The 24,455-nt window shown below is 38.4% G+C and carries 28 protein-coding genes; 2 read left to right on the plus strand and 26 right to left on the minus strand.

Translation table 11 applies throughout. The annotated features are described in order from the left end of the window. Nucleotides 1-56 precede the first annotated feature (56 nt). From F580_RS0110960 to F580_RS0111040, 15 genes are all read right to left on the minus strand, one after another. Entirely contained in the window at nt 57-689 is a 633-nt protein-coding gene (locus F580_RS0110960) for a hypothetical protein (RefSeq protein WP_157443079.1), read from the minus strand. 152 nt (nt 690-841) lie between these two features. Continuing rightward, nucleotides 842-1,390: a hypothetical protein gene (locus F580_RS0110965; protein ID WP_019027779.1), complete on the minus strand. Its 549-nt coding sequence runs from the start codon at nt 1,388-1,390 to the stop codon at nt 842-844. A gap of 137 nt (nt 1,391-1,527) precedes the next feature. Then, entirely contained in the window at nt 1,528-2,172 is a 645-nt protein-coding gene (locus tag F580_RS0110970; protein WP_019027780.1) for a hypothetical protein, read from the minus strand. Between the two features lie 505 nt (nt 2,173-2,677). Then, complete coding sequence (locus tag F580_RS0110975) at nt 2,678-3,058, minus strand: hypothetical protein (protein WP_157443080.1); 381 nt, start codon at nt 3,056-3,058, stop codon at nt 2,678-2,680. A gap of 461 nt (nt 3,059-3,519) precedes the next feature. Further along, a complete protein-coding gene (locus F580_RS0110980; RefSeq protein WP_019027782.1) occupies nt 3,520-3,807 on the minus strand; it encodes a hypothetical protein in 288 nt (95 codons plus the stop codon). A gap of 465 nt (nt 3,808-4,272) precedes the next feature. Beyond that, entirely contained in the window at nt 4,273-4,695 is a 423-nt protein-coding gene (locus F580_RS26605; protein WP_019027783.1) for a hypothetical protein, read from the minus strand. Between the two features lie 130 nt (nt 4,696-4,825). After that, entirely contained in the window at nt 4,826-5,095 is a 270-nt protein-coding gene (locus F580_RS0110990) for a hypothetical protein (protein WP_019027784.1), read from the minus strand. A gap of 492 nt (nt 5,096-5,587) precedes the next feature. Next, nucleotides 5,588-5,977: a hypothetical protein gene (locus F580_RS24385; protein WP_019027785.1), complete on the minus strand. Its 390-nt coding sequence runs from the start codon at nt 5,975-5,977 to the stop codon at nt 5,588-5,590. Nucleotides 5,978-6,779: 802 nt separating this feature from the next. Beyond that, nucleotides 6,780-7,136 (minus strand): hypothetical protein, encoded by a 357-nt coding sequence (locus F580_RS0111005; protein WP_019027787.1) that lies wholly within the window; start codon nt 7,134-7,136, stop codon nt 6,780-6,782. A gap of 160 nt (nt 7,137-7,296) precedes the next feature. Then, a complete protein-coding gene (locus tag F580_RS0111010; RefSeq protein WP_019027788.1) occupies nt 7,297-7,596 on the minus strand; it encodes a hypothetical protein in 300 nt (99 codons plus the stop codon). A gap of 118 nt (nt 7,597-7,714) precedes the next feature. Next, nucleotides 7,715-7,954 (minus strand): hypothetical protein, encoded by a 240-nt coding sequence (locus F580_RS0111015; protein WP_019027789.1) that lies wholly within the window; start codon nt 7,952-7,954, stop codon nt 7,715-7,717. 87 nt (nt 7,955-8,041) lie between these two features. Further along, on the minus strand, nt 8,042-8,776 hold the full coding sequence (locus F580_RS0111020) for a hypothetical protein (protein WP_026301386.1): 735 nt from the start codon (nt 8,774-8,776) through the stop codon (nt 8,042-8,044). A 120-nt stretch (nt 8,777-8,896) separates the two neighbouring features. Beyond that, the gene (locus tag F580_RS0111025) at nt 8,897-9,370 is read right to left on the minus strand and encodes a L,D-transpeptidase family protein (RefSeq protein WP_019027791.1); all 474 of its coding nucleotides are present in this window, start codon (nt 9,368-9,370) and stop codon (nt 8,897-8,899) included. A 124-nt stretch (nt 9,371-9,494) separates the two neighbouring features. After that, nucleotides 9,495-9,890: a hypothetical protein gene (locus F580_RS0111030; RefSeq protein WP_040357155.1), complete on the minus strand. Its 396-nt coding sequence runs from the start codon at nt 9,888-9,890 to the stop codon at nt 9,495-9,497. Nucleotides 9,891-10,390: 500 nt separating this feature from the next. After that, nucleotides 10,391-10,804, minus strand: coding sequence for a hypothetical protein (locus F580_RS0111040; protein ID WP_019027794.1), 414 nt, complete (start codon nt 10,802-10,804; stop codon nt 10,391-10,393). Nucleotides 10,805-11,073: 269 nt separating this feature from the next. Here F580_RS0111040 and F580_RS24390 point away from each other — a divergent pair, with 269 nt between their 5' ends. Next, a complete protein-coding gene (locus F580_RS24390) occupies nt 11,074-12,021 on the plus strand; it encodes an integron integrase (RefSeq protein ID WP_342663215.1) in 948 nt (315 codons plus the stop codon). A 161-nt stretch (nt 12,022-12,182) separates the two neighbouring features. On the opposite strand, the gene F580_RS0111050 is transcribed toward F580_RS24390, so the two are convergent. Further along, complete coding sequence (locus tag F580_RS0111050) at nt 12,183-14,033, minus strand: DUF885 domain-containing protein (protein ID WP_019027795.1); 1,851 nt, start codon at nt 14,031-14,033, stop codon at nt 12,183-12,185. 179 nt (nt 14,034-14,212) lie between these two features. Between F580_RS0111050 and F580_RS0111055 the strand changes: the two genes are divergently transcribed. Then, on the plus strand, nt 14,213-14,680 hold the full coding sequence (locus tag F580_RS0111055) for a GNAT family N-acetyltransferase (protein ID WP_026301387.1): 468 nt from the start codon (nt 14,213-14,215) through the stop codon (nt 14,678-14,680). Between the two features lie 196 nt (nt 14,681-14,876). Here the strand turns inward: F580_RS0111055 and F580_RS0111060 are convergent, their stop codons facing one another. From F580_RS0111060 to rsxA, 10 genes are all read right to left on the minus strand, one after another. Beyond that, nucleotides 14,877-16,376 carry a M20/M25/M40 family metallo-hydrolase gene (locus tag F580_RS0111060; RefSeq protein WP_026301388.1) on the minus strand — a complete coding sequence of 500 codons (1,500 nt, stop codon included), beginning with the start codon at nt 16,374-16,376 and terminating at the stop codon, nt 14,877-14,879. Between the two features lie 14 nt (nt 16,377-16,390). After that, complete coding sequence (locus F580_RS0111065; protein ID WP_019027798.1) at nt 16,391-16,924, minus strand: YaeQ family protein; 534 nt, start codon at nt 16,922-16,924, stop codon at nt 16,391-16,393. A 96-nt stretch (nt 16,925-17,020) separates the two neighbouring features. Next, nucleotides 17,021-17,440 carry a VOC family protein gene (locus F580_RS0111070; RefSeq protein ID WP_019027799.1) on the minus strand — a complete coding sequence of 140 codons (420 nt, stop codon included), beginning with the start codon at nt 17,438-17,440 and terminating at the stop codon, nt 17,021-17,023. Between the two features lie 75 nt (nt 17,441-17,515). Beyond that, nucleotides 17,516-18,175 (minus strand): endonuclease III, encoded by a 660-nt coding sequence (gene nth, locus F580_RS0111075; protein WP_019027800.1) that lies wholly within the window; start codon nt 18,173-18,175, stop codon nt 17,516-17,518. A gap of 121 nt (nt 18,176-18,296) precedes the next feature. Then, nucleotides 18,297-19,118 (minus strand): electron transport complex subunit E, encoded by an 822-nt coding sequence (locus tag F580_RS0111080; protein ID WP_019027801.1) that lies wholly within the window; start codon nt 19,116-19,118, stop codon nt 18,297-18,299. Beyond that, nucleotides 19,111-19,791: an electron transport complex subunit RsxG gene (gene rsxG / locus F580_RS24395; RefSeq protein ID WP_157443090.1), complete on the minus strand. Its 681-nt coding sequence runs from the start codon at nt 19,789-19,791 to the stop codon at nt 19,111-19,113. The genes F580_RS0111080 and rsxG overlap by 8 nt, the downstream gene beginning before the upstream one ends. An 83-nt stretch (nt 19,792-19,874) precedes the next feature. After that, the gene (rsxD, locus tag F580_RS0111090) at nt 19,875-20,936 is read right to left on the minus strand and encodes an electron transport complex subunit RsxD (protein WP_019027803.1); all 1,062 of its coding nucleotides are present in this window, start codon (nt 20,934-20,936) and stop codon (nt 19,875-19,877) included. 71 nt (nt 20,937-21,007) lie between these two features. Continuing rightward, on the minus strand, nt 21,008-23,293 hold the full coding sequence (rsxC, locus tag F580_RS0111095) for an electron transport complex subunit RsxC (RefSeq protein ID WP_019027804.1): 2,286 nt from the start codon (nt 23,291-23,293) through the stop codon (nt 21,008-21,010). 6 nt (nt 23,294-23,299) lie between these two features. Next, entirely contained in the window at nt 23,300-23,869 is a 570-nt protein-coding gene (gene rsxB / locus F580_RS0111100; protein ID WP_019027805.1) for an electron transport complex subunit RsxB, read from the minus strand. 1 nt (nt 23,870) lies between these two features. Beyond that, on the minus strand, nt 23,871-24,452 hold the full coding sequence (gene rsxA / locus F580_RS0111105; protein WP_019027806.1) for an electron transport complex subunit RsxA: 582 nt from the start codon (nt 24,450-24,452) through the stop codon (nt 23,871-23,873). Nucleotides 24,453-24,455: the final 3 nt, after the last annotated feature.

Raw genomic sequence — 24,455 nt, forward strand, 5'->3', positions numbered from 1 at the left:
AAAATAGTGAGGCACGAACGGCAGCCAACTTTTTTTAGTCCTGCTTGATTGGCTTGTTATAAGGCGATTACACCTTGCACTAGTTTAGCAAAATAACTTGGGTTACTTTGCACAATAAAGTGACCACCACTAGCCTTAACAATATTGATATTTATACATAATTCTGTGAATACATCCACTGATTTTTTACTAACTAGATAATCATTACTTGCTTTGACATAAGTGCATGGAATTGAGATTGGCTCTTTGGGACGGACTAAGTTTGCTATTACATTAAGCCTTTGCCTTAACACTGAATTATTTATTAGCTTTAGAGATGAAAGAAATAACTCAACTAGTTTTTTACTACCAAGTTGAGCAAATAAAACAGGACTTAAAATGAAGTGAGGAATAAAGCCAGAACGTACAAAGTTTAATGGTAACAGTTTATTAAAGCGGGTAAGTTTTGATGGGTTTTCTAAGAAACTAGCCGCAAAAATAATATGCTTAATATTTAACTTTGGCAGTAAAGATAAATGATATGCAATATAGCCAGAATAAGATTCAGCAAGAATGATTAATTCATCATTATCTAATAGCGATGCAATTTCTAAAGCCTGCTCCTTAGGTTCCTGTGAACATAAAGAGTTTAGACAAATCACCTGAGTCCCAATATGTTCAGGTAGCTCTTCTAGTAATGGATCAAACAATTTTCCTGTTCCATCCATTCCAGGAATAAGTAAAAGTTTAATCAGACTACCCTCTTGCCTTATAACGCCCCCCTAAGAGGCAAAAAATAGTTGGTTAAAATTAGCGACGCAGGAGCAAAACCAACTGTTTTTTGTCCTGCTTGAGTGGCTTGTTAGCTATTCACTGCTACCAGATATTTACCATCTGTATCTTTTTTCGGAAAACCCGAAATACCCATATATGGAAATAGTTTTATTTTAAGGAACCATAAGCTACTAACTAAAAAGATCGCCAAGCCTAATTCAATAATATTTACAGTTAAATCACTTCCGAACCCATCAATGTGAGTTGGAAGCTTCATTGTTGTAAGAAATGCGTAAATCAAATATGCCTGATGGTAATTTTTTACAATGCCGTAAATTAAACTAGTAAAAAGAATCATGATTGTAGCAACTAAGGCAATAGCCACAGACTCACCCGATATTAATATTTCATAAAATGAAAATGTTATTAATACCGCAAGAAGTAACATAATCCCAACTATCGCATAGTTAAGGAATCTATATTTTCGAATCAAAGTTGCATCTTTGATAGCTGAAACAGCTGAGGCTAGTTTTTTTTCAGGAATTTCGTTTTCCGAATATTTCTCGAAGATAGTAGATCTAGACATACCATTGTCAAAGTCAGATTGACATTGCTTTTTTAATTTCCATATATTCAAGTAACAACTCCAAATACTGATGAATAGCTAACGCCGTTTTAAGCGGCAAATTGCTGTTGGCTAAAATAAGTGAGGCACGAACAAAAAGCCAACTGTAATTTGTCCGACTTGAAAACCCTTGTTATACGGCATTAACACTAATGGCCGTAAAATTCATCGACTTGATCTGCCAACTCTTTAATTGGTTTAGCTCCGTCAAAGTACTCTGAACTTTTATTATGAAACTCAATAAAACCCAGTTTAGTTTCAACGTCGTATTCTCCAAGGGTCTCATCTAGAAATAGATAGCCAATGTTTCCATAAGTTGTGTGCTCTTTCTCGCTGTAATTGTCAAAAAATAAAACAACACCCAATTTATCTTCGTCTTTATATATATTGTAATAAACATCATCAGATTTTATTGAAACACCGCCAAAAGTAAGATCGTTAAGTGGTGTTCTTCTAGGGCGAAATTTTACAATTGTCCATTGTTTTAATTCCGGTGCTGATTTGAATAGTAACTCTACAGAAGGGAAGGATTTCTTTATACCACCCGCACTTATAACAAATTCTCTTTTGCCATTTTCGCGAATAGGACTAAATTCAAACGTAAGTTCAGGATCTACTTTAGAAAGCGCTAAAGATAATTTATCAAAAGTGTTTTCAGTATCTTGTTCAAAGTTGAAAATCATATCTCCATTCTTTTGAAACCATTTCCAAAAATCAGCTTCAACTGATGCATTTGCTTTTGAAGCAAATATTGAAAGTATCCCCATAACTATAAATTTAACTCCGTGCTTCATAGTATCCTTGCCGTATAACGCCCACATTAACAGGCAATAAAATTGTTGGCTAAAATTAGTGACGAAGGAACAAAAGCCAACTGTTTTTTGTCCTTGTTTAATTGCTTGTTAGTTGCTGGTTGTTAAAAACACCAGTTTTACAATAAGTTACCATGTCTAAGGGATGGTAGGAAGAACCAATAAGCGCTTCCGCAATGAACACCTAAACATGAACTTTGAGCCTTAAAAAACTAAAGCCATTTAAAACATTTTATTGTGCCAGGCGAAAACTGGGTTGGGCAAAAAGGAAGAGTAAATTGAACGGCACTTCCATTGCCAAACCAAAGAATTGAACCAAGCACAAAAGCTTGTGTTGAGCACTAAACGCGAAAATAAATCACTCGATCTTGTGCGGACAACTAACGCCGTTTTAAGCGGCGAGTAATAGCTTGCTAAAATGTGAAACGAAGTGGAACCGAGCAAACTGTTACGAGTCCGACTTGAAAACCCTTGTTAGGTGCAAATTTTAATATTGCCCCTTTAGCCACCTTTTTGCTGTGAGTTTTTCAAGCTTTCTTCTGTATTTTTTTGGCGAAAACTCCTCTGCAATCCCTTTCATAACATCAAAAATATCTGCTGATATTATTGCCCCAATAGCGTGAATGGCTTCATGCCGATTTAATCCTTGTCTTGTGAGTTTAGCAATAGTTTCAGGTATTATATCGACGCCCATGGCTAATTGGTTCTCAACAATCACATGGATTGATGAATGTAGTCTCAAAGCATCAACGGCCATTTCAAGATCTAATCCTGAGTGGAAATCATGAACCAATTCAATTCGTAAAGCTTCATCTAATGCTAACCAGTTTTCGGAGTCCACTGGTTTGTTGGGATTATATGTATCCATTATTGCCTCGAATGCATGAGTTTGCTTTGCACCTAACGCCACAATAAGCGGCTAAGTACCTTTTGCTAAAATGCGCGAAGCGCGAGCAAACTGTACGTGTCCGTTTGATTGCCTTGTTAGCAGCTGGTAGTTAAAAACACTAAACCTACCACTAACGTTAAAATTAAATTAGTGGGAGTGAGAAGCAATAAATATTGCGACACTTAACCACTAAACTTGATTGATAAACAATAACATAGAATGTTTACCGATTTATAAAACTAATAGGTTTTTCACAATAAAGGAAGGAAACGAACACCAATCCTTTGATGTAAAATGCCAGGCCAACCACAAATTAACTAGAATAAGTGTTGCCGGCTAACGCCCCATTAAGAGGCTTTTAATTGTTGGCTAAAATGTGAAGCGAAGCGGAACCTAGCCAACTGTTAAAAGTCCTGCTTTAATGGCTTGTTAGCAGTACATTACACGGTAAAAGTTATAATGATACTTGCCAAAACCCCAAGCCAAACGCCTGGGTGTTTAAATAAGAGTTTTTTAGCATCTTCAGTTGTAAAATTACCAGATTCAACTTCTGCTCGTAAAGGCTTTCCAAGTATCTTTGCTGCTATAGATACAAAGATTGAGATTGAACCAATAATTAATAAGCCCGTAACAGTATCTTTATTAAGATCAACAAAACCAAACCCTGCTAGAGCACAACCGCATAGCCAGCCTAATTTATTAACCGCCGTCCTTCCAATTTGACTCATAAATACCTTGTACTGCTAACGCCCATTTAAGGGGCTGAAAATTGTTTGCTAAAATGTGTAGCGCAGCGGAACCGAGCAAACTGTTAGCAGTCCTGCTTTAAATGCTTGTTAGTTGCTGATTGTTAAAAGCACTAACTTTACAATAAGTTATCACGTTTACGAGATAGACGGAAGATACAAAAAACACCACCCGCACTAGACACCTAAACCTGATTTTGAGCCTTAAAAACTAAAGCGTATTTGATCTTAAAACCGTGAAAGGCGAAAACAGGGTTGGGCAAAGAAGAAGTGAGTATTTGAAGGCACTTCCATTGCCAAACCAAAGATTGAACCAAACACAAAACATTAAGATAAGCACTCAACTAGCAAATAAATTCAGCTGATTTAGTGCGCGCAACTAACGCCCAAATAACAGGCTAAAAATTGTTTGCTAAAATGTTGAGGAACGAAAACAGCAAACTGTTTTTAGTCCTTGTTAATTTGCTTGTTATGTATATTTATTGCAGGTAACTCAATAGAAAACACTGTAGTTTTCTTTGCGAAAAGCTTATTTATCAGGTCTTTATGTTCCTCAGAATATGCTGTATAAGACATTTTGGCTTTCTTATTATTGTTTGAATAGTGTTCAAAAAGCTTATCTGTAAGTTGTGATATGCTAATTTCATCTTTAATACCATAAGATAAAATCTGAATCCCCTCTCTTGTACAGCGAGAAAACAACAACTCTTTTTTTCGGCACTCTCTAGAATCTGTACAGTGGCCGTTGTTAATCAAAGTGCTTCTAGAAATTTCATGAAACTCAAGTCGAAGTTCATTGTACTTTCCCACAGCGCAACTATAGGCTGTATGAGAAAACAGTAGTGATGTAAAAATTAAAACTCGTAACATAACAGTGAACCCTATATACATAACGCCCCAATAAGGGGCTAAAAATTGTTTGCTAAAATGTTGAGGGACGAAAACAGCAAACTGTTTTTAGTCCTGCTTAATTGGCTTGTTAGCTATACTTTGCAACTTACTAATTTTTAGGCCTTTTGCCAAATAATATTGCGACTAATTTTTTAGGCATATAACCAAACAAGGTTGTGTATGTAAATGCTATAGCACCAACTAAAATTGAAACACCGACAGGCAAAAGGCTTAAAAAGGTTAACAAATTAAATGGTATAACATTAGAGTTGAGTGATTCAAGCACAGATCGAATGACAATTAGGACTGCATACCAAGCAGCAACAGAAAGCCCCAAGGTTAAAACTCTAAAGATTGGTCTAACTTCATTATCGTTCATGTGCTACGAAACATCCTTGTATAGCTAACGCCACGTTAAGCGGAAAAAAATTGTTGGTTAAAATATTGAACGGAGTGAAAACAACCAACTGTTTTTTGTCCGTTTGAACGCCTTGTTAGTTGTTTTTTGTTAAAAGCACAACAGAAGCAATAAGTTACCATGTTTGTGAGTTATACGGAAGAGTCAAAACACACCCAGTACCGCTACACGAAAAAGGTGGAACTTTGAGCCACTCAACTTACCTTATTGAAGCGAACTCACTAAACCTTAAATTGACAAATAATGTTGAATTTCGCTGGTTAACATTTGAAAGCTAATGGCGAAAACTCACTGATACACATGCCAAGCTAATTTATAAAACACCGCTTTTACAATAAAACTTACTCTATTTAGCGGTGCCAACTAACGCCCTAATAATAGGCAAAAAATTGTTGGCTAAAATGTTGAGGAACGAAAACAGCCAACTGTTTTTTGTCCTTATTAATTAGCTTGTTATGTAGCATTTACATTTATACCACGAAAATAACCGCCAATGAATATTGCTACTAAAATAGATATTGCAGAAATAGGCAAATCAACAAACCATGTTGGGGAAATATATACAGCCCCCATAAGTGCAGAAACGATAGCAATAGCCACCACGGAGCTTATTACTACTATTATTATAAGATGCAATGAAACCTTGGCTGCTTGTGTTTTAGCAAATAGAGTTAGGATAATTGAACCGACAATGAATGAAGGTAATTTGAAATAAATTAACAAGTCACGTCCTGTTTGCTTATCTAAATTATCAGCTCCAATTAACAAAGTTGTTAACGTACTCAATAAAGTGAGCACAACAAAATGGAAAGCTGAAAACTTTATTATACTCGACCAGTTCAATATGCTTCCTTGCTACATAACGCCCAAATAATGGGCAAATGATAGTTGGTTAAAATAGGCGACGCAGGAGCAAAAACCAACTGTTATTTGTCCTGATTAATTTGCTTGTTAGCTATGCTGTTACTAAATAGTGCTATAAATCAGTTCTATAATAAAGCCATGCAAAAAATGATAGAAGCAAATCGATCAACAAAAATATAACAACTGTTATTAAAATTAAATTAAAAGTATCTGCGATGAAAACAGCAAAAATACTACTGATAACAAGCATCAAAGGAAATCGGCTTTTAAAGTACGTTTCTCCTTTAAATCGGCGATGACGATATAATAATAAGTTCAAGAAATAATGCATATACGCCCAGTAATCGAAGGCTAGCTAACGCCCATATTAACGGGCTAAGTAATAGTTGGCCAAAATTGTGAACGGAGTGAGCGCGGCCAACTGTTGCGTGTCACGTTGAATTGCTTGTTAGATGCAACTTTAGTTGAATCAAATGCTTAACGTATTTAAACACACCGTTAGTAAAACGCCAAACTTTGAACTTGAGCCACAACACTAACCCTTTTAGAGCGAATGGTTTTGCTAATCCTAGCCTGAGTAGTTTTCCAATCAGTGAATAAACCTATTCGCGGTAAACATTAAAACTTGAACTGGCGAAACTTATTTGTTCTGCCCTTAGATCTAGTTTTTAAAAGCAACTAACGCCCTATTAACAGGCAAAAAATAGTTTGCTAAAATGTTGAGGAACGAAAACAGCAAACTGTTTTTTGTCCTTGTTTAATAGCTTGTTAGGTAACTTTATCACCTATAAAGTTTACTTGATCTAATTGTGCCTAAATCTTTAGCTATAACAAACTCACCGCCACCACCAAACACATCTTTTCCTGTTTTTTCTCGAAACTCTTTGGAGTTAAAAAATATTTTTACAACCACTGCATTGCCATTTATCGTCAGGTTAAAAATATAATTTTCTTTTAGAAGCCTAAATTTATACTTTGTATCAGATATTTGATTTAAGTAGTCATCAAATGCGACATCGATATACTTTATAAATTCTCCTCTATAAGTAATACCTTCTAGCTGAGGAGTAATAGATGTGTCAGTTGAAGCGCTCGGAAATGAAAATAACAGCAATATTGTTAACAAATAGTACTTCATACTTCAGCCTTCTTAATTGATTTAGCAGCAGAGTTCGACATAACACCTAGTTACCTAACGCCATTTTAAGCGGCAAATTACAGTTGGCTAAAATAAGTGAGGCACGAACAAAAAGCCAACTGTAATTTGTCCGTCTTGAAAATTCTTGTTATAAGCATGATTAGATGCCCATCCAGCCTTCCCACATTTCTGACACAAACAACATAAATAATATGACGTATAAAGTATTTAGAAAAATACCAAAGTTAATTCGCCGTCTTTCTGATTTTTTATACTTTTCCACAACACCAAATACCAAACCAACTAACGGAGGTAATAAAGACAATACAGAATAGAAAAAAGGAACTATTAATAGTGGATGTATTGCACCAGATTTTTGACCTAGAGGCGAGACAAACATCAACATCGAGATAACAATTATTATCCAGTGAATAAGTGCTATTTTATACGATATCGACACACGCGACCCTTAATGCTTATAACGCCTAAATAACAGGCTAAGTAATGGTTGGCTAAAATGTGTAGCGAAGCGAAACGCAGCCAACTGTTGCGTGTCCTTGTTGATTTTCTTGTTATATTTACGCTAACACTGTGCAATGTTTTAACAATAAATGAGACAACAATAGAGGCAGTAAATTAATAATTAATTGAGAATTGCTTCCGCTAGTTTTATTTAATAAAACCCAACCATCAGTGCCCATGACTTCGATTGATTTAATATTAATGTTTTCAACTTCAGGTTTTTTAAAGTACCAATCACCTGATACGCGGAAGATACCAAAATCTGTATTTATGCGACTAATGTTGAAAATCTGCATAAAACCTCTTTGTAAATATAACGCCTAAATAACAGGCTAAGTAATGGTTGGCTAAAATTGTGTAGCGAAGCGAAACGTAGCCAACTGTTACGTGTCCTTGTTGATTTTCTTGTTAGAGGTAAACGTCCCCGGTACAACAGCATTAGCTACTGATTTGAATAACATAAACCACAAAGCCACTAAGCCAAACCAATAAAAATTTACATCATCTGTTCTAAGTTCTCGGATTTTAGGCTTCATATAAATATACGGAAGTAGCACACTATTTTCCGATTTCAATTGGTGGATTAATCCACCTTCGTGCCAAATAGAAACATTTGTTCCAATTTTCAAATCACGAGCTAAGTTCTTGCATTTTCCTTCACCAATACCAATCGCAGAAAAAGTATCTTGGTATGAGCCAATATTAAGATCAAAGTATGTATATACCTTATCCGTTTCATCATCGATTACTTCTTCTTTATGACACTCGATGAAATCTATTTCTGTTGAATATTCATGTATGTTGGCTAAATCAGAAACAATATATTTGGGTAAAACAAGGGCGAGTACAACCACATTGATTAAGATAACCCCTAAAATAAACAACTTACGGTTTGTTCCTTTCCCTTCAGATGAAAATTCAATGATAAATTCATTTTCATCATCGTCATTTTCCTGTTCTTCAATTTCTTGTACTTTTCGTTCAAATTCACCGCTATCTTTTCTGCGTTGAATTTCATCACATAATTGTTTATATCGCTCAGGGTACTTATCCTTATCGATATTTTCATTAACATCAAATAATTCATCCAATGTGCAATTTGAATAGTTGGTTGACACGATACTTCCCTTTACCTCTAACGCCCCACTAAGGGGCAAATTACTGTTGGCTAAAATAAGCGACGCAGGAGCAAAAGCCAACTGTTATTTGTCCTGCTTGAGTGGCTTGTTATATGCTATTTACCACTGAATTTTGATTTTTGTCCCAGTATTTACTAAAGACATAAATTCATCCATCTCGGTATTAGTTAAAGCAATACAGCCATTAGTCCAATTAAAGTTTTGAGTAATACTTGAAAGCCACCCCAAACGATTACGTTGGCCGTGTACCATAATAAAACCACCAGCAGAAACACCTTTCTTTTTAGCGTTATCTAAATCTATTTGGTTAGGGTAACTAATATGCATCGCTCTATAAAAAGATGAATCTTCTTTTTTATAATCTAATGTATACGTACCTTCTGGCGTTTTCTCATCACCTTCTTGTTCTTTATGCCCTTTTGGATTATCACCAAAAGCAACATGATATTCTTTTATGACTTTACCATTATCTAGTAAGTACATTTTATTTTCTGACTTATCAACCTTAACAAGGTCTACTCCTGCCAAGCTAGAGAATGATAATAAAGTTAAAATTAACGCAAATAGTTTCATAGCATATAACGCCCTGTTAACAGGCAATAATATAGTTGGCTAGAATAAGCGACGAAGGAGCAAAAGCCAACTGTATTTTGTCCTTGTTTAACAGCTTGTTATGCAACAACTTAACCACCTTAAACTATTTAAGTATCGCACTTATAACCCTAAGAGGGATCATAAGTAAAAACCAAAGCCCTTGGGCAACGGGTGTTACTATATTATTTACAATCCAACTTCGTCTATCTAATACATGAATTATTTTTATTTCCGAAATAGAAACCGAAACTGATGGGATTACTGTATATCCACCTTTTTTATAAGGCTTTCCAGGACCTGAAATACCTGATGGCGTAATAAAACCAACTGTGAATTCCAACGATACACCGTCATTTTTTATGACTCTAATTAGATCGCCATTTTTTATGTGGGATTTAATATTTTCGTAAGAGATTGATTCCAAGATATCATCATTGCCGGAAGCCACGTTATTCCCAAATAGTAATATAAAGAATAAAGCAAAAACAATATATTTCACGAAACCTTCCTTGTTGCATAACGCCGCGATAAGCGGAAAATTACTGTTGGCTAAAATGTTTGAGGCACGAAAAACAGCCAACTGCAAATTTTCCGTTTAATTGCCTTGTTAGTTGATATGTTGTTAAAAGCACCAACTTTACAATACGTTACCATGTTTGTGGGTTATTCGGAAGAAGCAATAAACGCCCAGCACCACTACACACTAAAGCTTGAACTTTGAGCCACCCAACAAAACATTATTGAAGCGAACGCTACAGACCTAAAGTGCAAAATGAGGGTGAATTTCGCTGATTACCACCTAAAAGTAAATGGCGAAAACGGAGGCGTAACCCACCAAACTAATTTAGAAAACACCGCTTTTACAATAAAAAATGTACTTGAACTAGTGGTGCCGACTAACGCCTCACTAAGAGGCAAATAATAGTTGGCTAAAATAAGCGACGAAGGAGCAAAAGCCAACTGTTTTTTGTCCTTTTGAGTGCCTTGTTAGGGTTGCAACTACTCTACACCTTGGCTTTTGTTCTTAATTGGAAATTTCCCTTTTATTGCAAACCAAATACCAGGAAAGCCAAAGGCGAAAAAGAAAAGTATTGCGTTAAAAATAGAAGGCTCAGATCTTTTATTGGAGAGTAAATCACCATGCCCCAATTGGCCTATGAAATACCAAACAGATAAACCAAAAGCAATGAGGCCAATGACACGTCCTAAATAGTTACGAATTTTACCCGTCGTGATGCACATGACAAAGATGGTTAAACAAAATGCACCAAACATATAAATGCCAATTGGTTTGCTCATTTCAGGAGCAATGAGAATCATAACAACACCAAAAAGCCCTGTGATAGAACCAAGCAAGATTCTTGAGAAAGGACTTAGGCCTTTGTTGAGAACATGTTGACCAGATTTGTACATACGATCCTTGTAACCCTAACAGCTTATTGTCAGGCAAAACACCGTGTTTAAACAGCCTGTTTTGCCTTATTTTATGATTTTATTAATTTTACACTATATGTAATTAGTCTATTAATCAATAAATTAAAAAACATCTATAAAACAGAAAGGTTATATTTTGCCTTCTTTGATGAAATTGTGTACATACATGCCTATACTGTACGTATGTACAGCTTTAATTTAAAGAATTTAAAATAAGATCAGAATTCCTAATATATGTTCATGAACAGATGTGGATCAGACATTATGCTAAACGCACAATAGAGTCTTACCTCTATTGGATAAAAGCTTATATAGTTTTCAACAACAAAAAACATCCCAATAAATGTCATAACAAAGAAGTAGAAAAACTTTTGTCCTACCTCAGTAATAACCGAAACGTTGCCCCAAAAACACAAGCATTAGCATTGAATGCACTCTCATTTTTATATAAAGATATTTTAGAACAACCATTAACGCTTGAGCTAAATTTTAACCGTAGCAATATTCAAACTAAATTACCCACAGTGCTTACCACAACAGAAATTAAAGCGCTGCTGGCACTGGTTAATGCTAACCATTTATTACAGTGCCAATTAATGTACGGGAGTGGCTTACGATTAATGGAAGTTACAAGGTTAAGAATACATGATATTGATTTCAGTTATTTATCAATCAACATATGGAATGGTAAAGGAGGAAAACATTGCAGTGTTACTCTTGCAAAAGAATTAGTTCCTGCCTTGAAAGTACAAATTAACCATGCAATTACACGCTCTCAGCAAGATATAAAACATCCGGATTATGCAGGGGTGTGGCTTCCTTTTGCCCTCGCGAGAAAATACCCAAGTGTTCCAAACACACTCGGGTGGCATTATTTATTTCCTTCAGCTCGATTAAGCTTAGACCCCGAATCAAGCAATCTACGTCGGCATCACATCAATGAGACAGTATTGAGAAAATCAGTTAAGCAAGCCGCAAAAGAAGCCGATATCGAAAAAAAAGTCACATGCCATACTTTACGCCACTCCTTTGCTACCCATTTATTACAGCGAAGAACTGATATTAGAACTGTTCAAGATCAATTAGGTCATAGTGACTTACGAACAACACAAATTTTACCCATGTGCTTGAACATGGCGCAAATGGCGTTCGTAGTCCGTTATCAGATATACTTTAAATTGGCTAATTTGATTTAGCCAAAGAGAGAAGTTATTTTGTTTAGGGCATAAAAATCCGCACGTTAGCGGTGCGGATTTTAGTGAACGTATAATGAGTAACTTAGCCCTAACTCAACGCTAACTAAGCTTTAATTCAGGCTTAATTTAGGTATAGGTAGAACCAACATACTCGCTACAAATTAAGCTTTTTTAGCGTTGATGTAACTTTCAATTAAATCGGCTAAAACGTTAAGGGGGACAGGGCCATTTTTTAATACTACGTCATGAAATTCACGAATATCAAACTTATCACCTAATTGAACTTTAGCGTGTTCACGTAGTTCAATAATTTTGTTCATACCAATTTTATAAGCAGTCGCTTGTGATGGCATAACTACATGGCGTTCAACCATTTTTACTGCATCAGATACAGCATTTGGTGTGTTGCTAGTGTAGTACTCAATACCTTGCTTTAGGGTCCACTTTTGCGTGTGCATCCCCGTATCAACCACTAAACGACAAGCGCGCCACAATTCCATCGCTAGGCGACCAAAATCAGAATAAGGGTCTTGGTATAAACCAATTTCCTTTGGAATTTTCTCTGAATATAATCCCCAACCTTCAGTATGCGCGGTATAGCCACCAAATTTACGGAACATTGGAATGCCCGTTAATTCTTGCTTGATAGCTAATTGCATGTGATGTCCAGGAATACCTTCGTGGTACGCTAACGCCGCCATTTGATAAGTCGGCATAGCTTCCATGTCATATAAATTGGCGTAGTAAATGCCTGGGCGAGAGCCATCTGGAGCAGGGCGTTGATAAAAGGCTTTACCGGCAGACTCTTCTCTAAAGGCTTCAACCGCTTTCACTTTTAGTGCGGCTTTCGGCTTAGTTAAAAATAAAGTATCTAAACGGCCTTCCATGTCATCGATAAGCGCAACGGCTTCATCGATATAACGTTGTTTTCCTTCTGCAGTGGCAGGGTAGTAAAACTGTTTATCGTTACGCATAAACTCGAAGAATTCGTTCAAGTCACCGTCAAAGTTAACTTTTTTCATGATTACGCGCATTTCATCATGAATGCGGGCAACTTCACTTAAACCAATGTCATGAATTTGCTCTGAAGTTAAATCAGTTGTGGTGGTGCGTTTTAAAGCATTATTGTAAAAAGCTTCGCCGTCAGGAAATTTCCATGCGCCATCACGGTTATCAGCTTTTTGCTCAAGTGCTATTAAGTAGGTAACTAATTGTTCGTAGCCTGGTTTTAAGCTGTCAATTAGCGCCGTTTTTACATCCGCAATTAAGACGGTTTTTTCTTCATCGCTAATGCTTAATTTGTTCACTTTACGGGTGAAGTCAGCAAAAATGGTGCTGTTTTCTGCTTCATCAAACGGTGCGCCAACTAGAATGTTTTTTGAGTCTCTAATAACGTGAGGAAAAACGAATTTAGGCGCGATAATGCCTCTTTCTTCACGTAGTTTAAGTTGCTCAACAAGTTGTGTTAAAAGCTTTTTCGCGCCATGTACACGGGCAATGTAATCTTGAGCTTCTTTTACATTACTGATTGAATGTTGATTAATTAAAAATGCCGGTATTTGCGAATGCGTACCAAACATTTGATTTACTGGGTAGTTATGAAAACGCCATTTGTAATCGGCAATATGGTTTTCAAAGTTTTGCATGTACAAGCTATGACTGATTTTTGTTTGTGCATCAAGCGCCGTAACGTCAATGGCTTTGATAAGTGCTAAGTTTTCTTTAGCAATAGCGAGCTCTTTAGCAGAATTTTCTTCTGAAAAATCATTCCATTTGTCGTAATCTTTTTTAATGCCTAAGTAAGTTTGTCTCACGGGATTACGATCAACACCGGCCTTGAAAATAGTATCGAATATTTCATTCGCCTGCTCTGAGGCGGTTTTTGTTATTGTTACTGCATTTTCAGTAGCAGCAGGTTGTGTAGTATCTTGTTGGGCTATTTTGTCTTCTGAACAAGCGCTCAATAATGCTGTTGCTACTGCAACAACTAAGAGTGATTTCTTAAAGGTCATATGATTCTCATCTAACTTATATTATTTTAACTGGTTGTAGTGTGCCTTAAGGTGTATGACTAATCCAACCAAAGCGCGATAGAATGATATAAAATTGCGACCAACAGGTGACGTACGCCCTATAAAGCAAGTAAACTGAGTCATAACATACCTTCATAAGCGTAAATGGCCCCCCACAAATGAAATTTACTCTTGGCTTTCGAAAAGTTAAACACGAAGATCTCGACTTTTTGTTGGAATTACGCAGGAAAACCATGACCCAGCATTTACTTGCAGCAGGTATTCGTATGACTGATGAAGAGCACTTAGTTCGTATTAAAGAACATTTTTATGAAAGTCACATTGTTTTAGCTGATCGTAAACCCATTGGTTTAATTAAAATGGGTATTGTCGCCCTTAATGATACCCATAAAAGCCTACACATTAGGCAGTTACAAATTATGCCTAAATTCCAAGGCAAAGGGGTGGGCAGCAAAGTTATTATGGTAGTAAAAAAACGGGCTTTGCAGTTATGCTTACCGATCACCTTAAATGTTTTATTGAAAAATCCTGCTAGGGGCTTGTACCTGCGTCATGGTTTTCAAGTTGAGAAGAAAACTCGCTTGGAGTTTCAGCTACGTTGTCCGTTAACAGTGATTGCTGCTTAATTCTTTGGCTTGAGCTTTGTTTGAGCTTTGTAAAATTAGCTTTAATTTTTCCTGAATAGGCGTTAACTGCAGTTGAACTAAGGTGGGGTTTGGCAGGGAAAATAGTGTAATTAAGCTAGGTAAATCTTGTTGATTTACCTAGCTTATAAGCATAACGAGTCATTATGCTGAGTAAAAGAACTTAATCAATTTGGTATTAATAGATAAGTCCGTTACGTTTTACTTTATTCGGGTCAATACGTGAAGGGGTAATTGAGCCATCAACAAGGGGGGTTGTCGCGGTTGCTAGCATTTTAATTACTTTCAACATTGACGGTAAGTTTAAGCTATTAATATCATCGCTGACTTGATGATAGTGCTGATCTTTATCTAACTGCGTACTACTGAAACTATGAGCAGGTACTCCTAGTCTCGCTAACGTGGCATTGTCTGAACGATAAAATAAGTTTTGTTTAGGATAAGGGTCAGCATAAACTTTTAAGTTTAATGGTACTAAGGCGTGATTTAACTGCTCGCCTAAGGTGGAGCGGTCCATGCCAGTCATCCATACCGTACCTTCCCCAAAAACAGCAGGTTTACCAATCATTTCAATGTTTATCATGGCAGTAATCTGCTTTGGATCAACATGAGTAGAGAAATGACGTGAGCCAAAACCGCCAATTTCTTCAGCGCTGAACGCGGCAAACATTAACGTTCTCTCGTTGTTACCCATTTTTGCAAAGTGATTGGCTAAATTGATAATAGCTGAAACACCGGAAGCGTCATCATCCGCGCCATTAAATATTTGATTACCTTGCGCAGCTTCGCCGTCATCATTGCCTTTAACGCCTAAATGATCATAGTGGGCAGAGTAGAGTACAATTTCGTTAGCTTTGCTTTTACCCGGTAAGATGCCGACAACATTACTTAAGTGAGTATCAATTACCTTTGCGCTACCTTGTACGTTAAAGCTTGTCACTTCATTAATATCAGTTAATGCGACAACGATAACGCCACCTTGATTACTTACTTTTTCATTACCTGCTTGGTTAACTAGTTTCGTTAAGCCGCGGGCAAAGTAACTCTGATAACGTTTAAAGCTTTTTTCATGGGAGGGGTGCAGTAACACTAAATGTTGACCGCCCAGGTTATTTAACTTGCGCAGTGACTTACGTAAGTTATCATCTGCGCCCACTATCACGGTATTGATAGCTTGGTTGTTGTTTTGGGATTGGCTTTGAGAATGACTAGCCCAGTTGATAGCCGTTTTTGTTGTTGCCATTGCTAGTGCATCGCTAGTTATTGTTTGGCCATTAATCTCAACGCTAAGGGTATCAGGTGTGATTCGTTGCACCGAATATTGTTGCATAAAATCTGGCGCGCTTGGCGCGGGTACTAGTCCTACTTCGTTAAAGCGTCTGGCAATAAAATCGGCGGCCTGGCGTATTTCTACCGTGAAGTTATTTCTGCCTTTAAGCTCATCACTCGCTAAGTAAGTCACATCTTTTGTCACTTGCTCCAAGGTAATAGTGTTATGTATACTTGGCTTAACACTTTGCTTGGTCTCTTCACTGTCAAGCCCTAAGTCCATATTGCTACAGCCCGTTAACGACAAACTAGCGAGTGCCATGAGAGTTAGGGAAGTTGCTAAAACAACTGGCTTCAAGCGTTTACTTTTTCTTTCGTTCGTGCTTATTTTTATTGTTCTTTTTGTCATGAAAATCGACCTCATTACTGTATTTTTATCGTTTCGATTAATAAGGTTTCTTCACCGGAAGTTAACCATAATTGACCATCTTGAATACTACATTGAAATTCCATATTACGGCTAAGCAGTTTTACCAATGCTTCACAGGTACTCGGCTCAAATTGTTCTATGGTTAGGCGTGTTAATTTACTTAAATTTTGCTCAGCTTGTGACCACCAAGTATTTACACTACTGCCGTAGCAATAAAGTTTAACGGCTTTCGCGCGATTACAGGCTTTTTTCAGACGTTTTTCATCTAACTGACCTAGTTCAATCCACAGGCTTATTTCATCACTGTAATTGATTTGCCAAAGGGCGGCTTCGGTTTCATCACTAAGACCTTTACCAAACTGTAAGTCTTGATGAGCATTAAGGATATAGGCAATTAAGCGCACCATTAAACGTTGTGGTGTTTCAGAGGGGTGTTGGGCAATCGTTAATTGCAAGCTGTCGTAGTAATTGCGATCCATATCGGCAAGTTCGATATTGGCTTTGTATATAGTTGCTTTAAGGGCCATGTGTTATCTGAGATAAATAAGAATGGCGCTATCATAACAGTAAGGTGTTAACTTGCCAAAAATCACTGAGTTATATTAGCAAGTCACTGGGTTTTATTACCAAGTTCCGGTATTTTCCATACTTAGCCAAGGCTCTTGTGGTGTTAAAGCACCATTTTTTTGTAATAATTCTATTGAGACACCGTCAGGTGATTTCACAAAGGCCATGTAACCACAACGAGGCGGTCTGTTAATGGTGATACCCGCGTCTTGCAACTTTTGACAGGTTTGGTAAATATCATCAACTTCAAAGGCAAGGTGACCAAAATTACGACCCGCAGAATATTCTTCCACAGAGCCCCAGTTGTAGGTTAGCTCTATTTCAGGGCCACCAAGCTGTGTCGCTAAAAATATTAAGGTGAATTTTCCTTGCGGTACTTCTTTGCGTTTTGTCTCAATTAAACCCAGGTTCTTGATGTAAAAATCAAGTGACTGGTCTAAGTCACTGACTCGTACCATAGTATGTAAAAATTTCATAAAGCTCTCTTCTCAGGGTAACGTTGAACTAGGCTAAATTTAGGCGTTGTTAAGTTAAGTTAAGTTAAACCGGCTTTAGCTGGTTTTGTCTTTAAAATCACATAAATCTTCAATGATGCAAGCACCACACTTAGGTTTACGTGCAACACAAGTATATCGTCCATGGAGAATAAACCAGTGGTGTAAATTGAAAAAGAATTCGGTTTTTCTCGGGGTGTTTTTAATGATATTTTGTTCGGTTTGTTCAACGGTTTTACCTTTGGCATAACCGGTACGGTTTGCTAAACGTTGAATATGGGTATCCACGGCAAGAAAGTATTTACCTTCATTATCTTTCAATTGGCCAAACGCAGTATTTAAAACTACGTTGGCAGTTTTGCGGCCAACGCCTGGTAATGCTTCGAGTGCAGCTCTGCTTTCGGGCACTTCACCGCCATGAAGATCTACTAGCATTTGACAGGTTTTAATGGTGTTAGCGGCTTTAGTATTAAACAGGCCGATGGTCTTTATGTAACTTTTTAAGCCATCAAGGCCAAGGTCAAGGATGGCTTGGGGAGTATTGGCAACAGGGTAGAGTTTATCCGTTGCCTTGTTAACGCCTACATCGGTCGATTGCGCCGAAAGTAATACCGCAATAAGTAATTCAAAGGGTGTAGAAAAGTTTAACTCTGTGGTTGGCTCAGGATTCTCATCGCGTAGCCTAGTTAACATTTCTAAACGTGATGCTTTATTCATGATATAGCTCTTCTCTTTCTTTTGCGTGGAGGCTATCGCACCTACGTCGTTAAGCCTTTAGGTGTTAATGCTAAGCAGGTTAGGCCAAAATGTTTACCCTAACATACCCTAACACCCGTTTTTAAGAGTCGAAATTAACCCGCACTCGTTCAATCACTAAGTCTTTATCGACAACTTTTTTAGCTTTTATATGGCTATCAATGGCATTTTTAAGGGCGATTAAAAAACCCATAGCGATGAAAGCACCAGGGGGCAGAATAGCTAACAAGAATTGGCTATCTAATTGCATCACTTCAATACGAAGTACGCTTGCCCAATCACCCAGTAATAAGTTAGCGCCATCAAAGAGTGTTCCTTGTCCAAGAACCTCCCTTACTACTCCTAATATTATTAAGATCATAGCAAAACCTAGTCCCATCATCAGACCATCAAAAGCGGCTTGTTTAACGGGGTTTTTAGAGGCATAGGCTTCAGCTCGACCAATAATGGCGCAGTTAGTAACAATCAAAGGGAGGAATATGCCTAACGATTGATAAATACCGAAGGTATAAGCGTTCATAAGCAATTGTACGCAGGTGACAAAAGCGGCGATTATCAGGACAAAAATGGGTATACGAATTTCTTTGGGCACCCAATGACGGATTGCTGAAACGGTAACATTAGAACAAATAAGTACCAGTAATGTCGCTAAGCCAAGGCCTAAGGCATTCGTTACCGTGGACGTTACCGCAAGTAATGGGCATAACCCCAACAGCTGTACTAAGCCCGGGTTGTTTTTCCATAAACCTTGAATGGCTAGTTCTTTATACTCAGCTTTAAGCGCTACTTTTTGTTCGGCCTTAAGTTCAGCTTCAACCGCAGCAGCTTCGGCGATCTCTTGTTCTGCCGCGCTAATAGCCATGTCAGCCTCGTTACTATTTTGTGGTGTTATGTTATTACTCATTAGCCGCCTCACTCTTTTGTGGTGCTAAAACAGGTGCCGTTGAAGTAGCAGTAAGTAAAACGTCTCCACAGGCATTAGGTTTTTTTAATAAACGGGTTTTGTTTTTAGTAAAGTAACTTAGCGTGTCTTTAACGCCGTTTACTACCGCTCGCGGAGTAATCGTCGCGCCCGTAAATTGGTCAAACATGCCATTATCTTTAGTGACAGCCCAGCGACTATCGTCTACTGACAGGAGTTTTTTACCGGCAAAGCTAGTCACCCAGTCACTTTTTCTCAGTTCTATTTTATCACCAAGCCCAGGGGTTTCTTGATGTTTCAGCACACGGACACCACTGACACTGCCATCATTATTGATCGCCATAATAAAGTCGATATTACCGTTATAACCCCGAGGGGCTGTACTGGTCAGAGCAACAGCGATAACTTGACCTGATTTTCTAGCGATATAGGCCGTGTGGACTTTATCAGTGCCCAGTTCAGGAGCACTAATCATAATACAGTCATTGGCAATGTCATTGTCATAACGACTTGGCTCAATAATACTATGTAAGGTTTTTAATAAATGTTGTTGCTCTTGTTGCTTGATGCGATCTTTAGTCAGTTCATTGACTAAACCGACTGCGAAAGTACAGGCTATAGCAAAGAGTGCCAGTATTTTTGTATTTTTAGAAATGGCAATCGTTAGCGATGATTTTTCTGCGATATCGTTATCAGACTGAGTTTTGCTTTCGCTGGTGGAATGGTCATTTTTAGACATCACTTATCTCCCTTTACGTGACCATAGGTACGAGGGCGAGTATATTGGTCGATTAACGGCGCAGACATGTTACAAAGTAAAATAGCAAAAGCAACGCCATCAGGATAACCACCGGCAGTGCGAATTAGATAGACTAATAGCCCAGCAAGTAAACCAACGATGATACGACCTTTAGTGCTGGTCGCACCGGTAACCGGGTCTGTTAATATGAAAAATGCGCCTAGCATGGTTGCACCAGAAAACCAGTGGAACATAGTTGAAGCACTACTATCTGGACTTATGCTATAACCGATAAATGAGCAGATAAATAAACTGATTAAAAAGCTGACGGGTGTTTGCCAAGCGATGGCTTTTTTAAAGATTAGAAAAAGTCCACCCACTAAAAATCCGGCATTGATCCATTCCCAACCGAGGGCAAAGTTGTCACCGAAAATAGGATTTTCAATACTCTCTAGTACGGTTAAACCTAAACCGGTATTTGTCTTTAGCATGTCCAATGGTGTTGCCATCGTGATGCCATCGATACTGGTTCTTATTTGTTCAACCGAATAACCTTCAACGGTAAAGCCCGTTAATATAGTGGTTAAGGTATTGGTAAAAGTAAGGTCAACGGCAATAAGTGACAGTGGTGGCTGCCATAGGGTCATTTGCAAAGGAAATGATACTAATAGCATTACATATCCGGCCATGGCAGGGTTAAACGGGTTATGACCTAGACCACCGTATAATTGTTTAACGATAACAATGGCAAACATTGTACCTATTACCGATATCCACCAAGGCGCTAAGGCGGGTAAGCAGATACCAATTAATAACGCGGTCAATAGGGCGCTGCCATCGAATAATTCATGTGAAATAGGTTTTTTACGCAAAGACAAGACAGTGAATTCACAAGCGAGTGCGGTTGCCATGGCAAGGGCAATATGAATTAAATTTCCCCATCCAAAAAAATACCATTGCGCCAAAACACCGGGCAGGGCCGCGTAAATCACTAAACGCATTAAGTTAGGTGTTTTTGTTTGATTATGGTTGTGAGGTGAACTTGCTATCCAAAATGCCATTATTTAAGTCGACTCGTCGGGTTATTGCGTTGAGAATTTTTATTCGAGTATTGTCTTTCGTTGATCATAGGTTACACGCTGTCTTGGTCATTATGGCTAACGTTGCTGTCAATCTTGCTAGATTCTTTGTTTTTCTTTTTTGCTTTTGCCTTCGCAATTACTGCAGCAATTTGCGCTTTTTTATCTGCAGTAGGAGCAGGGGTTCTTTCATTTTTACTATCAACAATATTATCTTGTACCACTTGAGCAGGCACTTTATCACCTACAGCACTTGTTTTTTCAAGCTCTGCAGTTTCAGCGCTGACTTGTGCCGCTTTTTTCGCTAAGGCCTTACTTTTTGCTTTAGCAATGGCAGCGGCTATTTTAGCCTTTTTATCATCAGCGTTAGTCGGTTTTTCAACAGAAGTTTGTACAGACTCTGTTTTTTCTGCAGCGGAGGCTCTGGGTGGGGCTACTGAAGCTGAGGGTTTACTTGCCGCGTTAAGATTTTTGGCTTTTGCCTTGGCAATAGCGGCAGCAATTTTAGCTTTTTTATCATCAGCGTTAATCTGTTTTTCAGCCTTAGCCGGTTTTTTTTCAGGTTCTCCAGCAAGCGTTTCCTTCGCTAATACATCACTTTGAGGTGTCAAAAGGGCGGCTTCTTGCTTAAGCTTTTTCTTCGCTTTGGCTCTGGCGATAGCCGCAGCTACTGGAGACAACTGCTCGTCAACGGGCGCATCTATAGGTTCATCAACCGAACTTATGCTGCCAGTGGCGTTGTTTTTACTGTCGACACCACCTGCTTGGCTAGCTGCCTTTCTCGCTTTGACTCGAGCAAGCGCTGCAGCTACCGCAGATTTAGCGCCAGTAGCTTCGGGCGTTGCTTTATTCATTGCCGCTTTTCGCGCCGCAGCCGCTTTTTTTTGTTTTGCTTGACGGGCAATTTTTTCTTTTTCTAAGCGTAATTTACGGGCTTCAAATCGTATTTTAGCTTTTTCTGCTTTTAAATCTAATTGTTGCAGCTGGCGTATTTCCGCTTTAGCAACACGATAGTAATGCACCAGAGGAATTTGGCTAGGGCAAACATAAGCACAGGCACCGCAATCAATACAATCACTTAAGTTAAGCTTCTCTAACTGTGGATAATCTTTGGCTTTGGCACTCCACTGCAGCTCTTGTGGTAACAACTGACTAGGGCAAACATCACTACATTGGCCGCAACGGATACATTCTACTTCGTTACTTTCTTTTTCGAACGCACTGGGCATTTCTTTTCTGCTAGGCACTAGAATGCAATTACTGGTTTTGACGATGGGTACTAGCTCGCTAGCGACACTAAAGCCCATCATAGGTCCACCCATGATCACCGGTTGTTTCTCATTTTCAACGGCTTGTACGCCACATTGCTCAAGCAGGAAGTTAACAGGAGTGCCCAATAAGGCCCAAACATTTTGTGGTTTGCTTAACGCTTGGCCTGTAACGGTAACCACACGACGGATAAGCGGGGTATCATGTCTTACCGCTTCATTAATGGCAAAACACGTGGCAACGTTTTGCATTATGATGCCAGCATCAATAGGTAATTGACCTGAGGTGACCTCTTGACCGGTTAATATTTGAATTAATTGCTTTTCACCGCCTGCCGGGTATTTAGTTGGTACCACGCAAACTTTCATCTTTTCAATGTCTTGTGTTGCTTGTTGCAACGCTTTAATCGCTTTTGGTTTGTTGTCTTCAATCGCAATGAGAATAAAGGCAGGGCTTAATAATTTATCGAGAATTTTTATGCCATCGACTATTGCGTTGCTTTGCTCCATCATTATCAAATCATCGGCAGTGATATAAGGTTCACATTCTGCGCCGTTAATAATGAGGATATTAATATCAGATTTACTATTTGCTTTGATGTGGGTTGGGAAACCAGCACCACCCATACCCGCGATACCGGCATCCGCAATTTTTTCAATAATATCGTTATTTGATAACGTTTCAAGATCGGTACACACCACGCGATCGCGCCAGGTATCTTCACCATCGACATCTAGAAAAATACATAACTGACTAAGACCCGAAGGGTGGGCAATAACCGACATTTTAATCGCACTAATTATGCCACTAGTAGGCGCATGAATAGGCACTGTCATCGGGTTAGTGCTTAATGTTAAGGCTTGGCCTTTTAACACTTGATCGCCAATCTTTACCAGTAAATCACCTTCACGGCCGATATGCTGTTGCAGCGGTATAATTAACTGTTTTGGTAAGGCAAGTTGTTTGATAGGTTTACTTGCGGTGATTACTTTTTGCTCAGGAGGATGAATACCGCCATGAAAATCCCAAAAATGACCACGAGTGATGCGCTCTATAACTGATTCCACCATACTCTCCTAATCCAGTTGCTTTACTGGAATACTGGTTAAATCCCATTGCCAATTGTGAATAGTATCTGGCAATTCACGCATTTCAATACAATCTACTGGGCACGGAGCAACACATAAATCACAACCTGTGCACTCATCTATGATAATGGTATGCATTTGTTTAGCCGCACCTATAATGGCATCAACAGGACAAGCCTGAATGCATTTAGTACAACCGATACAATCTTCTTCAATAACAAAAGCCACTTTAGGGCGATTACTTTTTGGCGCATCACCTTGAACATGGCTTTCATCAATAGGTAGTACCTCAACCCCCATTAAATCGGCTATTTTCTTGATGGTATCTTCACCGCCGGGCGCACATTTATTAATGGCTTCACCGTCAGCTACTGCTTGAGCATAGGGTTTACAGCCAGGGTAACCACATTGACCACATTGGGTTTGCGGGAGTATGGCATCAAGTTGTTCGACAATAGGATCAGCATCGACCTTAAAACGTACCGAAGCAAAGCCCAGTAAAGCACCAAATACAGCAGCAAGACTACCTAAAACGAGGATGGCAAGTAGGATGTTCATCTTAGATCTTCACCAAACCGGTAAAACCTAAAAAAGCTAAGGACATTAAGCCCGCGGTAATCATCGCAATCGCAGTGCCTTTAAATGGGCCAGGAACATCGGCATTAGCTAATTTTTCGCGCATGGCTGAAAACATCACTAATACTAAAGAAAAGCCTAGTGCAGCACCAAAACCATAAATAATAGATTCGAAAAAACCATGGCTCAATCTTAAATTTAACAAGGCGACACCTAATACGGCACAGTTTGTGGTTATCAGTGGTAAGAAAATACCCAATAATCGGTACAAGCTGGCACTTGTTTTGTGCACAACCATTTCAGTAAATTGCACAACGACGGCAATCACTAAAATAAAACTCATGGTGGTCAGGTATTCAAGGTCAAGAGGAACCAGCAGATAGGTGGTTACTAAATAGCTCAGCAATGACGCTAAAGTCATAACGAAAATAGTGGCGAAGGACATGCCTATAGCTGTTTCAGTCCGCGAAGAGACACCCATAAAAGGGCATAGGCCAAGAAATTGCACTAAAACAAAATTATTTACGAGTACAGTGCCAACGAGTAGTAACAGATAATCAGTCATTTA

Source organism: Colwellia piezophila ATCC BAA-637, assembly GCF_000378625.1.
Lineage (GTDB): Bacteria > Pseudomonadota > Gammaproteobacteria > Enterobacterales > Alteromonadaceae > Colwellia > Colwellia piezophila.

Excerpts from the sequence above, each read along its gene's own strand:
- F580_RS0111040 (WP_019027794.1), bottom strand. The coding sequence starts at position 10,804 with ATGTACAAATCTGGTCAACATGTTCTCAACAAAGGCCTAAGTCCTTTC.
- rsxB (WP_019027805.1), bottom strand. The coding sequence starts at position 23,869 with ATGAACATCCTACTTGCCATCCTCGTTTTAGGTAGTCTTGCTGCTGTA.
- F580_RS24390 (WP_342663215.1), top strand. The coding sequence starts at position 11,074 with ATGTGGATCAGACATTATGCTAAACGCACAATAGAGTCTTACCTCTAT.
- F580_RS0111025 (WP_019027791.1), bottom strand. The coding sequence starts at position 9,370 with ATGAAACTATTTGCGTTAATTTTAACTTTATTATCATTCTCTAGCTTG.
- rsxA (WP_019027806.1), bottom strand. The coding sequence starts at position 24,452 with ATGACTGATTATCTGTTACTACTCGTTGGCACTGTACTCGTAAATAAT.
- F580_RS0110975 (WP_157443080.1), bottom strand. The coding sequence starts at position 3,058 with ATGGATACATATAATCCCAACAAACCAGTGGACTCCGAAAACTGGTTA.
- F580_RS0111070 (WP_019027799.1), bottom strand. The coding sequence starts at position 17,440 with ATGAAATTTTTACATACTATGGTACGAGTCAGTGACTTAGACCAGTCA.
- F580_RS0111015 (WP_019027789.1), bottom strand. The coding sequence starts at position 7,954 with ATGCAGATTTTCAACATTAGTCGCATAAATACAGATTTTGGTATCTTC.
- F580_RS0111060 (WP_026301388.1), bottom strand. The coding sequence starts at position 16,376 with ATGACAAAAAGAACAATAAAAATAAGCACGAACGAAAGAAAAAGTAAA.
- F580_RS0111080 (WP_019027801.1), bottom strand. The coding sequence starts at position 19,118 with ATGAGTAATAACATAACACCACAAAATAGTAACGAGGCTGACATGGCT.
- rsxD (WP_019027803.1), bottom strand. The coding sequence starts at position 20,936 with ATGGCATTTTGGATAGCAAGTTCACCTCACAACCATAATCAAACAAAA.
- rsxC (WP_019027804.1), bottom strand. The coding sequence starts at position 23,293 with ATGGTGGAATCAGTTATAGAGCGCATCACTCGTGGTCATTTTTGGGAT.
- F580_RS26605 (WP_019027783.1), bottom strand. The coding sequence starts at position 4,695 with ATGTTACGAGTTTTAATTTTTACATCACTACTGTTTTCTCATACAGCC.
- F580_RS0111065 (WP_019027798.1), bottom strand. The coding sequence starts at position 16,924 with ATGGCCCTTAAAGCAACTATATACAAAGCCAATATCGAACTTGCCGAT.
- nth (WP_019027800.1), bottom strand. The coding sequence starts at position 18,175 with ATGAATAAAGCATCACGTTTAGAAATGTTAACTAGGCTACGCGATGAG.
- F580_RS0111050 (WP_019027795.1), bottom strand. The coding sequence starts at position 14,033 with ATGACCTTTAAGAAATCACTCTTAGTTGTTGCAGTAGCAACAGCATTA.
- F580_RS0110970 (WP_019027780.1), bottom strand. The coding sequence starts at position 2,172 with ATGAAGCACGGAGTTAAATTTATAGTTATGGGGATACTTTCAATATTT.
- F580_RS0111005 (WP_019027787.1), bottom strand. The coding sequence starts at position 7,136 with ATGAAGTACTATTTGTTAACAATATTGCTGTTATTTTCATTTCCGAGC.
- F580_RS0110980 (WP_019027782.1), bottom strand. The coding sequence starts at position 3,807 with ATGAGTCAAATTGGAAGGACGGCGGTTAATAAATTAGGCTGGCTATGC.
- F580_RS0110990 (WP_019027784.1), bottom strand. The coding sequence starts at position 5,095 with ATGAACGATAATGAAGTTAGACCAATCTTTAGAGTTTTAACCTTGGGG.
- F580_RS0111055 (WP_026301387.1), top strand. The coding sequence starts at position 14,213 with ATGAAATTTACTCTTGGCTTTCGAAAAGTTAAACACGAAGATCTCGAC.